The organism is Stenotrophomonas sp. STEN046 (genome assembly GCF_056759755.1).
Genome location: NZ_JBRRDR010000014.1, coordinates 42,627 through 54,849 on the forward strand (window position 1 = coordinate 42,627; position 12,223 = coordinate 54,849).

Here is a 12,223-nt window from a genome sequence, read left to right on the forward strand (position 1 = left end):
GCCCTTCACACGCCTGTGCCGCGTCCGGCACGGGGTGGACAAAGGACGCAGGTCGATGGCTTCAGGGAAGAGGAGTGCACGCGCCCTGCGCGTGCTGTTGGTGCTGTGCATGGTGGCCTTCACAGGCGCCACCCAGGCCGCAGACAAATCGCAGCAGGCCTACTGGGCCGGTTTTGCCTATACCGCTGATGCCGCCGCCGTACAGGCGACCACCCCGCACGCGCATGCGGTGCTGGAAAAGCGTGGCCTGATCCCGCTCAACCAGACCCTGGCCCAGGCGCTCAAGCGCCGTGCGCCGGCCAACCTGGAACTGATCGACCAGCCGGTGGCGATGCTCGATGGCACTACCAGTGCCGTGGTGCTGGCTGCCGCACTGGACCGCGAACTGGTGTCGGTCGAACCGATCGGCGACCAGTACAAGGTGCTGGTGGAAGTAGCGCTGCAGGCGCTGTTCTTCGACTTCCGCGAGCGCCAGGTGATCGCTTCTTATCCGCTCACCCTGCAGCGCATCGACGTGCAGGAATACCGGCCGGACAGCGATGATATCGACGCGATCGTCGCCGATCTGCTGTATGGCGGCGCCGATACCAGCCTGTCGCAGGTACTGGCCGCCACCCTGGCCCAGGCCAAGCTGCCCGAAGCGGCCACGCGTCGCCTGCAGGTCGGTGCGGTCACCCTGTCCGATGCCACCCTGGCCAAGCTGCCCGACCCGAAATGGGCCGGTCCGCTGCGCGCCACGCTGGCCCACGAACTGTCCAAGACGCTGTCGTCCAACACCGGTGTCGGCCTGCTGCCGCCGGCATCGGGGCAGGCGATCGGCGGCGCGATGGCCGCACGCTTCGCCGACGGCAAGGTCTACCAGCTGAAGATTCCCGAGGCGGACTATGTCATCAGCCTGCAGGTCGATGCGCTGAAGAACGGTGTCATCAGTGAAACCCCGGCGATGAAGACGATGCTGTTCGGTGCGTTCTTCACCGCCAAGGTCACCGAGCCGTTCTCCGGCAAGGTGTACTTCGAACAGCCGCTGCGCAAGGGCGCCACCAAGGTGGTGCCGGTCACGCAGTGGCAGGTCGACCAGTGGTCGGCCAGCTACGAAACCCTGCTGGCCGGCTTTGATGCCTTCGCCGGCGCCGCCGCCAAGCGTGCCGATTCGCGCGCGTGGCTGGACGAGCAGAAGCCGGGCGGCCGCCCGTTGCAGCAGCAGACCCAAGCCCTCCAGGAGTTGATCAAATCATGTCGTTGATGCGTACCATCCTGCTCATCCTCATCGCCCTGGCGGTGGCCTCGCCGGTCGCCGCGCAGACCGCCAGCTCGCGTGGTACCGGTTCGGCCAGCTACAGCCTGCGCCTGAGTGCCGATACCCGCGCCCAGGCCCTGAACAAGGCCAAGGCCAATGCACTGGAGGCGTACATCGCCGAATCCGGTGCGGCCAAGCTGCGCCTGTTCGAATCGCGCCGTGCCGAGTTCCTCGGCGAAATCGACCGCTACGTGCTCAGCGCCGTGCAGCTGTCGGACAACGAAGACAAGAAGGCCAAGACCTACAGCGTCACCGTCCGCGCCGAGATCAACACCACCCTGCTGCAGACCAAGCTGGATGCCGGTTCGGCCGTGGCCGGTGCCACCGCCGCGCAGCGTTCGCTCCTGACCTTCCTGTTCATGGCGCGCTCGCAGGACACCGTGCAGTCGTTCCAGGACAAGGAATACCGTCGCGTCGATGCCAGCAGCAGCTACAGCGAGAACACCCGCGAAGGCGACAGCTTCCGTGGCAACTCGGTCAGCACCAACGGCAGCATCAACCAGAACGGCTCGGTGTCGGTCACCAGCGGCGGCAGCACCACCGCACGCAGCGACAACATCGCCTGGAAGGTGGCCAACGCCGCCGAAGTGAACACCGCCATGACCGGTGCCTTCAGCGCCGCCGGCTACGAAGTGGTTGAAGCCGAATACGTGGAAGGCGAGTCGCGCGGCCTGCTCAGCATCGAGCGCATCCGCAAGGATTTCAGCACCGGCAACGATCTGTCCGCCGCCACCCTGCGCGACACCGCCAACGGCATCCGCGCGGCCAACATCCCGTACATCGCCGTCGGCACGCTCGACGTCGGCATGCGCGACCGCGACCCGGCCAGTGGCAACACCCGCGTGTTCGTCACCGTGACCGGCAAGGTGCTGGACGTGACCGGTCGCTTCCCGCGCACCGTGTCCTCGGTTGGCCCGGTGCAGTTCTCCGGCACCGGCCCGAACGAAACCGTCGCCCGCACCAATGCGCTGCAGCTGGCTGCCGAGAAGGCCGCCCAGCAGATGATCAACGAACTGAACGTCAAGGCGGTCCGCTGACGTTACCGCTGTGCCCGCCGGGCACCGCCCGGCGCTGGCTGTTCCGCTGCGCTCGCCGGGCATGGCCCGGCGCTACCTTCCACGTGCCGCATGGCCGCCGTCTCCTCCAAAGGAATCTCCCATGATCCGTACCACCGCTCTCACCCTGGCCATCGCGGCCGCCACCCTGTCGATGCCGGCGCATGCCCAGTTCGGCAAGCTGAAGGACATGGCGGGCGCCGCCACCGGCACCTCCTCGAGCAGCAGCTCCAGCGCCGCCGCGCCGGATGAAGCCGCGCAGGAAGCACTGGTGCGTCGTTTCGTCAGCTCGCAGTCGCACTCGCTGAAGGCCCAGACCTCCTTCGCCCGCGCCTTCGGCCTGGCCGAGCAGGTGCAGCTGCTGGAAGCCGAGCGCCAGGCGCTGTCGTCCGGTTCGGTGAATGTGGATGCGATGAAGAAGTCGGTGTCGGTCAGCGAAGCCGCACAGGCCGCCATCGACGAGCGCCAGGCCGCTCAGCCGGAACTGAACGCTGAATCCAAGCAGCACTACGCCGACGGCCTGGTTTCGCTGCTGGCCTCGGCCGCCGAAGCACAGAAGCTGAGCGGCGAAGCCAGCGGCTTTGCTGCCGGCATGAAGAATCTGGGTGCCACCCAGATGGCCACCGTGGGCCGCAAGCTGGCCGCCGGTGCCTGGGTTGCCAAGGAATCGCCGGGCTTCATCAAGGGCCTGTACGGCTCGACCAAGTCGGCCGTCACCTTTGCCAAGAAGAGCAAGGTGAAGGTGCCGTCCAACGCCGATTCGATGCTGGATTCGCTCTGATACGAGGCAGCCACGCATGCGTACCACGACTCGATTGATCGGCCTGGGGCTGGTTGCTGCCCTGCTGGCAGCCTGCGGCAAGCAGGATGCACCGGCAGAAGCGGCACCGGCCAAGGACAAGGCCACCAGTGCACTGGCCAGCAATGCGCCGGTGCAGGAAGCGCCCCTGCGTGGCACGCCGGATTTTGGCGGCACCACCCAGGTCGCGCGCGAAGCCGATGGCATCGGCAGCACCCCGGAACTGGCGGTGCTGGCGGCATTGCAGTCGGCCGTGGCCCAGGTCAACGGCGTACGCGTGGCCAGCCAGATGCAGAGCCTGCGCGCAGGCCTGCATGTGGATGTGGACGGTGAACACGTCGGCGATATCCGCGCCGACGCGTTCTCCCAGCAGATGATTGCCGGCTCGCAGGGCGCGGTGCTCGGCTATGAAATCCTGTCGCAGGATGAAGTCAGCCAGCTGGACGAGGAAACCATCGCCCGCGTGCGCGCCAGCGATGAAGGCTGGAACTTCAAGGGCTCGGCCTCGGCCAGCGCCTCCGGTGAGGCATCGGCCAAGAGCGGTTCGTCTTCGGCCAGCGTCAAGGAAAATTACGAAGAGCAGGTGCAGGTCGACGCCAAGCGCGGTGCCAGCTCCTTCGATTCGGATGTCACCCGGCGCAGCATGCGCAGCTACTGGAAGGTGCGCGTGCGCGCGCAGATCGCCCAGTACCGTGCACCGGACGAGGAAGGCAAGCCCAAGATCGTGGTTGCCCTGCCGCGTACCAAGTCCGGCAGCTACGCTGTGGGCGATGGCCGGGTGAACGCCGACGAGGTTGCCCAGGCCATCCGTGCACGCCTGTCCGACACGCTGACCCAGACCCAGCGCTTCATCGTGCTCGACCGCGAGTTCGGCGATGAACTGCAGGCCGAGATCGATCACATCAACAGCGGCAACGTACGCCTGCAGGACACCGCACGCATCGGCCAGCAGCTGGCGACCGACCTGATCCTGATCCCGACCATCGAACGGTTCGAGTACCCGCGCAGCGTGCGTAACCTGCGCATGTCCGATCGCCAGGTGACCTCGTACTCCGGTGGCGGCCGCATCACCCTGCGGCTGGTCAACGCCACCACCGGCCAGGTGGTGATGTCCGACAGCTTCGATCACCAGCTTGCCTCGACCGGCCCGAGCACCCTGCCGCGCGTGGTCAATGGCCGCAGCATGGCAGCGGCGATGATGGAATCGCTGTCCGGCCAGATCGGTACCACCATTGTCACCACGCTGTTCCCGGTGTCGGTGGTCTCGGTCGATGGTGACCAGGTGGTACTGAGCCAGGGTGGCGACACCCTGCAGGCCGGCCAGCGCTGGCAGGCCGTGCGCCTGGGCGAAGAGCTGAAGGACCCGCAGACCGGCCGTTCGCTGGGCCGCAGCGAGCATCCGTGCTGCACCATCCGTATCGACCGCGTGGCCGCGCAGACCTCCTACGGCACCCTGGAAGAGGGCGTGGATGCGATGCGTGGCGGCTTCCGCCCCGGCCAGATCGAACTGCGCCAGAAGCTGGGTGGCAAGCCCAAGGCCGCCGCCGGCGCCACCGCCTCGGCCGCCCCGGCTGCCGCTGCACGCCCGGCCAGCAAGCCCAAGCCGAAGCCCGCCGCAGCCCCGGCCGAAGACCCGAACTGGTAACACGCTCCGGTTCGTCGCACAGGGGCAGGTCGCTTTCCCGCAGGGAACGCAGCCTGCCCCTTCTTTCTTTGTTGCGGTCATCCACGCATGGCGTGGATCTACTGTGTCGACCAAGGTCGACACCTGCCGGACCCACCCCGCCATCCCACGGAATGCCGCTGTTGCTTCGGCTGTTGCTGTTGCTCTGGCTTCGGCAGGTGCAGGGCGCAGCCCTGCCGAACCCCTTAGCCCTTACACTCCAGAAGGATTTCCCTGCTGGAGAGAGCAATGAAACAACTCGTACTGGGCGTGCTCGCCCTGTCGGTGTCGAGCGCACTGATGGCGGCCACCCCGAAATTCGATGGCGCGCGGATCTCCGCCGACGTCAAGGAGCTGGCCTCCGACGCCTACGAAGGCCGCTCGCCGGCCACCGCCGGTGAACAGAAGACCATCGCCTTCCTCAGCAAGCAGTTCGCCGACGCCGGCCTGCAGCCGGGGGGTGACCTGAAGGACGGCAAGCGCCTGTGGACCCAGGCCGTACCGCTGCGCAAGGGCGACATCGTCGGCACCCCGCAGCTGTCGCTGCAGCAGGGCGGCAAGACCATCACGCTGGAACAGGGCAAGCAGATCGCCGTGCGTGCAGCCATGAATGGCGCCACCGACGTGGATATCAGCAAGGCGCCCCTGGTGTTCCTTGGCTACGGTGTGAACGCACCGGAACGCAACTGGGATGACTTCAAGGGCGTGGACCTGAAGGGCAAGATTGCCGTTGTGCTGATCAACGACCCGGACTTTGAAACCGGCAAGGGCGACTTCGACGGCAAGGGCATGACCTGGTACGGGCGCTGGCCGTACAAGTACGAGGAGGGCGCGCGCCAGGGCGCACTGGGCGTGCTGATCGTGCATGAGACCGCGCCGGCGTCCTACGGCTGGGCCACGGTGGCCGGCTCCAACACCAACACCATGTTCGACGTGGTGCGCGACAACCCGGCCGAAAGCCACCCGCTGCTGGAAGGCTGGATCCAGCGCGATCTGGCAGTGGAACTGTTCCGCTCGGCCGGACAGGATTTCGAAGCACTGAAGAAGAAGGCGCAGCAGCGTGACTTCACCCCGGTCGAGTTGAGCGGTGCCAGCCTGGATGCGAAGTATGCGGTGAAGACCGAGGTGATCACCTCGCACAACGTTGCTGCGCGCCTGGAAGGCAGCAGCCATCCGGACGAGACGATCATCTACAGCGCGCACTGGGACCACATCGGCGTGGGCGAGCCGGACGCACGCGGTGACCGCATCTTCAACGGCGCGCTGGACAATGCCAGCGGCACCGCATCGCTGGTGGAACTGGCACGCGGCTTCGCCAAGGCACCGCGCACGCAGCGCTCGGTGGTGTTCCTGGCGGTAACGGCCGAGGAGAAGGGCCTGCTGGGTTCGGAGTACTACGCCACCCATCCGCTGTACCCGCTGGAAAAAACCGTGGCCATGATCAACATGGATGGCATGGCGCCATTCGGCCCGTCGCGTGATTTCGGCATCTATGGCGCGGCCCGCTTCGAACTGCTGGACCAGCTGAAGGACGTCGCCAAGGGCTGGGACATCCGCTACACGCCGGACCCGAAGCCGGAAGCGGGCCTGTTCTTCCGCTCCGATCACTTCCCGTTCGCCAAGCGCGGCGTGCCGGCGCTGTCCTGGTCGGCCGGGCAGGATTGGGTGGACGGTGGCGTGGCCGCGGGCAAGAAGGCCTCGGAGGATTACACCGCCAAGCGCTACCACCAGCAGGGCGACGAATGGCAGCCGGACTGGGTGTTCGCCGGTGCCGCACGCGATCTGGAAGTGCTGTACACCCTGGGCAACCAGCTGGCCAACACGCGCAGCTGGCCGAACTGGAGCAAGGACGAGGCCTTCCGCGCCGTGCGTGACGCCAGCGCCGACCAGCGCAAATAAGGGAAAGCGGGGCGCGCCGCCCCGCCATCCCCGGTAGCGCCGGGCCATGCCCGGCGTTGCACTGAAGGCTTCCATCCCCGCTTTCCGGCCCTTCGTCGCAGGCCGCTTGCTTGCCCGGGGGGCCGCTCTATGCTCGGCTCACCCCTTTCACCAAGGCGCCGCCGTGATCGCCAGCTTCTCTCTCATCATCCGTCACCTGCTGGCCTGGGCCGCGGCGCTGTTCGTGGCCGGCATGGTCTGGAGTGGCATCTTCAGTGGCATGAACGACGGCCCCGGCTGGGTGTTCGGGCTGCTGGTGATGTTCCTGATGATTTCCGCACTGGGCAGCGCCATCACCCACGTGCGCCGGGTCTGGCTGGTGGCCGGGCGCCTGGATGGCGCCACCCTGTCGGGGCGCCAGCGGCGGCAGATCGAATTGCCGATGGACGCCGGCCCCGCCTACGCCGTGGTTGAAGCCGCAGTGGCCGAACTGCCGCGGGTGGAAGAGGTGGAAAGCTCTGCCGGCAGCCTGCAGGTGCGTGCCTACGTGCGCCGCGTCGATCTGTGGAACGGCCGCCAGCCCTCGCGCTGGAACCTGCCGGCGCGGCTGGCGATCAAGCGCAACAGCGTGCTGGCCACGGTCACGCCGGGGCAGGGCACCTGCACGGTCACGCTGCTGTTCGAACCCGACGCCGGCTGGTGGGCCGACCTGCTGGCCCTGGATGAGGGCAGCAACTATGAGAACGCCGAAGCGGTCACCCGCGCGATCAGCCGTCGTGTTGCCGACCAGCGCCGCGACGAGCAGGCCGCCGCCGAGCAGACCCAGGTGGAAAAGGAATTGTCGGTGGCACGGCTGAACCTGCTGCACGCGCAGGTCGAGCCGCATTTCCTGTACAACTCGCTGGCCAACGCGCAGGTGCTGACCCGTACCGACCCGGCGCGCGCCGAACAGATGCTCGGCCATCTGATCCAGTACCTGCGCAGTTCGCTGCCGCAGGTGGACGAGTCGGTGTCCACGCTGGGCGTGGAGCTGGACCGTACCCGCGCCTACCTGGAAATCCTGCGCATCCGCATGGGCGCCCGCCTGGCCGTGGAAGTACAGGTGCCGGCCGAACTGCTGGAGGTGAAGTTGCCGGCGATGGCGCTGCAGACGCTGGTGGAAAACGCGATCAAGCATGGCCTGGAACCCAAACCGGGCGGCGGTACGATCTGGATCCTGGCACGTGGTTTCGATGACCATGTCACGGTGACCGTGGCCGACGATGGCCTCGGTTTCGGCCAGGGCACCAGCGGCACCGGCATCGGCCTGAAGAACCTTCGCGAGCGCCTGCGCCTGACCTGCGGCGAGCAGGCCGGCGTGGCCATCGTCGCCAACTTCCCCAGCGGCGTGGCCGCCACCATGACCCTGCCGCAGTCGGCCAAGGAACGCAGCCATGCCGCTTGAAGCACTGATTGCCGAAGACGAGGAACTGCTGCGGCACTCGCTGGTCGAGCAGCTGGTGCGGCTGTGGCCGGAGCTGAAGCTGGTGGCCGAGTGCGAGGACGGCGCCAGCGCGCTGGAGCAGCTGGCCGAGAAGCAGCCGGACATCGCCTTCCTCGATATCCGCATGCCCGGCATCAGCGGCATTGAAGTGGCGCGCGCGTTGTCCGATCTCAGCCCACGCACGCAGGTGGTGTTCGTTACCGCCTACGATCAGTACGCCATCGATGCCTTCGAGCAGGGCGCGATGGATTACCTGCTCAAGCCGGTCAGCGATGAGCGCCTGCTGGCCACGCGCGAACGCATCCTTTCGCGGCTGCCTTCAACGCGCCAGGATGACGCGGTACTGGAACGACTGCTGCAGCGCCTGGGTGCCGGCCCGGTGGCCAATGATCGGCCGCCGCTGGCCTGGATCACCGCCAGCAACGGCCGCGATACGCAGCTGATCATGCTCGATGATGTGATCTATTTCCGCGCAGACAACAAGTACACCACGGTGGTTACCGCCGCTGGCGAAAGCCTGCTGCGCACGCCGCTGCGCGAACTGCTGGAAGTGCTCGATCCACAGCATTTCCGCCAGGTGCATCGTTCCACCATCGTCAACATGAAAGCGGTGTCGGCGGTCAGCCGCGATGACACCGGACGCGGCGTGCTGCGGCTGCGCCAGCGTGCCGAAACACTGGTGGTCAGCCAACCGTTCATGAGTCTCTTCCGCGGCATGTAGCCGCTTCCCGGTAGCCCTGGAGCATTCCATGCGTCCTCTCCTGCTTGTGTGCATCGCGACGTTGGCCCTTGCCGGCTGCGAAAAATCCACCGAGACCTCGATCACCCGCACCAACGCCAATGGCGTGGACACGCTCTACAGCAAGCGCACCGTGGTCGATGGCGTGGCGCGCTTCGAGTGCATCGCCAGCCGCAGCGGCCAGTGCCATTACCTGGTGCTGGCCCCGTCCTGCAGCCCCGATGCGGCCTGCGCGACGGCACCGTTGCAGTCGTTTGCGGTGGCAGTGGGCGATACGCGGCAGGTCAAGGATCTGCCCAAGGGATTCAAGCAATGCGTCAGCGATGTGCGCAAAGAACAATGCCACCGTGACTGAGCACGGTGGCATTGTGGCTCCCCCCGGATTTCGGTCCGCTCAGTAGGCCGGTTGCAGGGTCATGTCGTGGTGGTGCTCGGTCTCACCAACGTGGTTCAGGCGGCCCACCAGTTCGGAGTGCTGCTTCATGCGCCCGATCTCGGTCATGATGCGGATGTCCTCATGGCGCAGCTCGCGCTTGGCGGTGACCGCCTGCTTGTAGTCCAGCACTTCGGGATAGTGCTCGGCCAGGTCCAGCGCCTCGGCGACATGCTCGACGCTGTCAGCGGTGGAGGTGATCCGCGCGCGGCTGTTGAAGGCCTTCATCCAGCGCTCGAAACCTGCGGTGCGGTCGAACATGTTGGCCATGAACCAGATCACGAACAGGATCGAGATCCAGGAGCCGAACACCACGACCACCCGGGTGAAGGTGATGTGGTAATCGTCGCGCCACAGGTAGTTGGTGATCAGGCCGAGGATCAGCAGCGAGGCCGCCTGCCAGCCGACGATGGAAGTAATCAGCCATTGGCACTTGGCCTGGGCCAGCACCGCCACTTCATCGCGGATCTGCTGTTCGCTCATGTTGCGCCAGTGCGCAACCTGTTTATCGAACGGGCTGTTGTAGAGCTCGTTGTCGCGAAGCAGTAATCCCAAACCCTTGAACAAAGCAATCATGGCTGGCTCCTTGTGGAACGTGCGGCGATCTGCAGTGGACGGTGTGGCGGGTTCAGTTCTAGCACTTCCAGCGCGCGGTGCAACGGGTGGAATGCCATGTGGCACAAGGCTTCTGCCTGAACAGGTGAATATTGCTGCGCCGCAGCATAGGCGCCGCAGCCTGCGACAGGATGTCGCAGGGTGAAACGTGCTGCGCATGCACATGGAACCGACGCTGAGCGCGTGGGGTCGCCGTGCCGGTCGTGATCGCCCAGAATCGGGGCAGACCGCGCAGGACGTGGTCCGTTTCCGCCACCGATCAGGACCTGTAATGCCGCCCTTGCTGCACCGCCTCGCCCGCCCCGTCACCGCGCCCATCCGGCGTTGGGTGCTCGATGCCTTCCCGCGTGGCCAGAGCGGCATCGATTACGACCACCCGCTGGGCGATCCCGGCTGGTTCGGGCCGGACAGCATCACCTGGCGCATGCACGCCGAGCTGCCGTCGATGCTGGCCGGCGGCCTGTGTGCGCTGATGTTGCAGACCCTGCACCCGCGTGCACTGGCTGGCGTCTACGACCACTCCAATTTCCGCCAGGACCTGGTCGGGCGGTTGCGCCGCACCACCGCGTTCGTGGCCGGTACCAGCTATGCGCCCAGCGCCGAGGTCGATGCACTGGTGGCTAAAGTGCGGCGCATCCATGCGCAGATACGTGGCCATACCGCGCAGGGCGAGCTGTACGCTGCCGATGATCCGCACCTGCTGACGTGGGTGCACGTGACCGAAGCCTACGGTTTCCTGCAGGGCTACCGCCGCTACGGACGCGACGTGCCGAGCGTCATCGCCGACCGCTACTACGACGAGTACCGTTGCGTGGCCGAAGCGTTGGGTGCGGTGGACGTGCCACGCAGCGAAGCCGAAGTGGATGCCTACTTCTGTGCACGGCAGCCGGAGCTGCTTGTGGACGAGCGCTCGCGTGAGGTGCTGCAGGTGCTGTCCGGCGTACGCCTGCCGGTGCCGGTGCCCGGCCTGTCGCGCGAGATTTTCCTCGGCGCCGGTGCCGCGCTGCTGCCGGACTGGGCCGAGGCGATGCTGGAACGCGGTACACGGCAACGCGCGCAGGCGGCGGCGTCGGCGGCGCTGATGCAGGGCATGGCACCGCTGTTCCGGCGTGCGCTGCCAGACGGCCTGGCGACCCGTGCCTGCACGCGCATGGGCGTACCGGTAGCAGTGCTGCGCGAGTGGCCAGCAGCACACCGGTAGATGCCGACCTTGGTCGGCAGGCGTTTCGCGCGGTGCCTCATCCACGCACGGCGTGGATCTACTGGTAGATGCCGACCTTGGTCGGCAGGCGTTTCGCGCGGTGCGTCATCCACGCGTGGCGTGGATTTACCGGTAGATGCCGATCTTGGTCGGCAGGCGTTTCGCGCGGTGCCTCATCCACGCGTGGCGTGGATCTACTGGTAGATGCCGACCTTGGTCGGCAGGCGTTTCGCGCGGTGCGTCATCCACGCGTGGCGTGGATCTACCGGTAGATGCCGACCTTGGTCGGCCGGCGTTTCGCGCGGTGCCTCATCCACGCGTGGCGTGGATTCCACAGAGGCGCCAACCAAGGTTGGCGACTACCAACGTGGGCTATGTGGTGGATCCATTCCATCCATAGCGGATTCCGCAGTAGATCCACGCCATGCGTGGATAGGCACTACCCGGCCGGTTTCAGCCCACGCAGCAACATCTCCAGCGCCATCGTCGCCTGCCGCAACCGTGCATCGCCGTCCTCACCTTCGGCAATCCAGAACGCGGCCTCGGCCAGGCTGCCATAGATCAGCGACGCCAGCGCCTGCGCCTCCACCGGGGCTATCACCCCCTGTGCAATCAACTGCTCGATCAGGCGCTGCATTGAGTTCACACAATGGCGCTGCGATTCCGGCGACGCACCGCCGAGTACGGCGCGTGCATCACGCAGCACGATGCGCTGGATCTCCGGTTCCAGCGCCATGTTCAGATAGGCGCGACAGCGCTGCACGAACCCCGCCCACGCATCATCGGCGTGGTCGCTGATTGCCTGCAGGCGCAGATCGGTCTCGGCGTCGAGCTGTGCGACCACTGCCGCCAGCAATCCCTTCTTGTCGCCGAAGTGGTGGTACAGCGCACCACGGGTCAGCCCGGCCTGCGCGGTCAGGTCGTCCATCGATGTGGCGGCATAGCCGTGCTGGGCGAACACCCGGCGGGCGGTGGCCAACAGGGTGGCGCGGGTTTCTTCCATCTCGGCGCGGGTGCGGCGGACCATCCGGAGCTCCTTACATACGGCGTGCATGATTGT

Annotated in this window: 11 protein-coding genes; 9 read left to right on the forward strand and 2 right to left on the reverse strand. The window is 66.5% G+C overall.

The genetic code is table 11. The annotated features are described in order from the left end of the window. The first annotated feature begins 55 nt into the window (after nucleotides 1-55). From ACVOLJ_RS09025 to ACVOLJ_RS09060, 8 genes are all read left to right on the forward strand, one after another. Nucleotides 56-1,243 (forward strand): hypothetical protein, encoded by a 1,188-nt coding sequence (locus ACVOLJ_RS09025; RefSeq protein WP_481563983.1) that lies wholly within the window; start codon nucleotides 56-58, stop codon nucleotides 1,241-1,243. Further along, on the forward strand, nucleotides 1,234-2,334 hold the full coding sequence (locus ACVOLJ_RS09030) for a hypothetical protein (RefSeq protein WP_475279416.1): 1,101 nt from the start codon (nucleotides 1,234-1,236) through the stop codon (nucleotides 2,332-2,334). The genes ACVOLJ_RS09025 and ACVOLJ_RS09030 overlap by 10 nt, the downstream gene beginning before the upstream one ends. 121 nt (nucleotides 2,335-2,455) lie before the next feature. Continuing rightward, complete coding sequence (locus ACVOLJ_RS09035; protein ID WP_475279415.1) at nucleotides 2,456-3,133, forward strand: hypothetical protein; 678 nt, start codon at nucleotides 2,456-2,458, stop codon at nucleotides 3,131-3,133. 16 nt (nucleotides 3,134-3,149) lie between these two features. Beyond that, nucleotides 3,150-4,796, forward strand: coding sequence for a CsgG/HfaB family protein (locus ACVOLJ_RS09040; RefSeq protein WP_481563984.1), 1,647 nt, complete (start codon nucleotides 3,150-3,152; stop codon nucleotides 4,794-4,796). Between the two features lie 267 nt (nucleotides 4,797-5,063). Beyond that, nucleotides 5,064-6,713 carry a M28 family metallopeptidase gene (locus tag ACVOLJ_RS09045; protein ID WP_481563985.1) on the forward strand — a complete coding sequence of 550 codons (1,650 nt, stop codon included), beginning with the start codon at nucleotides 5,064-5,066 and terminating at the stop codon, nucleotides 6,711-6,713. A gap of 163 nt (nucleotides 6,714-6,876) precedes the next feature. Further along, nucleotides 6,877-8,136, forward strand: a complete 1,260-nt coding sequence (locus ACVOLJ_RS09050) for a sensor histidine kinase (protein ID WP_475279412.1) — start codon at nucleotides 6,877-6,879, stop codon at nucleotides 8,134-8,136. Next, nucleotides 8,126-8,896 (forward strand): LytR/AlgR family response regulator transcription factor, encoded by a 771-nt coding sequence (locus ACVOLJ_RS09055; protein WP_475279411.1) that lies wholly within the window; start codon nucleotides 8,126-8,128, stop codon nucleotides 8,894-8,896. The genes ACVOLJ_RS09050 and ACVOLJ_RS09055 overlap by 11 nt, the downstream gene beginning before the upstream one ends. A gap of 28 nt (nucleotides 8,897-8,924) precedes the next feature. Next, the gene (locus ACVOLJ_RS09060) at nucleotides 8,925-9,269 is read left to right on the forward strand and encodes a hypothetical protein (protein WP_481563986.1); all 345 of its coding nucleotides are present in this window, start codon (nucleotides 8,925-8,927) and stop codon (nucleotides 9,267-9,269) included. Between the two features lie 39 nt (nucleotides 9,270-9,308). Here ACVOLJ_RS09060 and ACVOLJ_RS09065 read toward each other — a convergent pair whose 3' ends face one another. Further along, nucleotides 9,309-9,923, reverse strand: coding sequence for a hypothetical protein (locus tag ACVOLJ_RS09065; RefSeq protein WP_475279409.1), 615 nt, complete (start codon nucleotides 9,921-9,923; stop codon nucleotides 9,309-9,311). A 310-nt stretch (nucleotides 9,924-10,233) separates the two neighbouring features. Between ACVOLJ_RS09065 and ACVOLJ_RS09070 the strand changes: the two genes are divergently transcribed. Beyond that, nucleotides 10,234-11,163, forward strand: a complete 930-nt coding sequence (locus ACVOLJ_RS09070; RefSeq protein WP_481563987.1) for an oxygenase MpaB family protein — start codon at nucleotides 10,234-10,236, stop codon at nucleotides 11,161-11,163. A gap of 439 nt (nucleotides 11,164-11,602) precedes the next feature. On the opposite strand, the gene ACVOLJ_RS09075 is transcribed toward ACVOLJ_RS09070, so the two are convergent. After that, a complete protein-coding gene (locus ACVOLJ_RS09075; RefSeq protein WP_481563988.1) occupies nucleotides 11,603-12,190 on the reverse strand; it encodes a TetR/AcrR family transcriptional regulator in 588 nt (195 codons plus the stop codon). Between the last annotated feature and the right edge of the window lie 33 nt (nucleotides 12,191-12,223).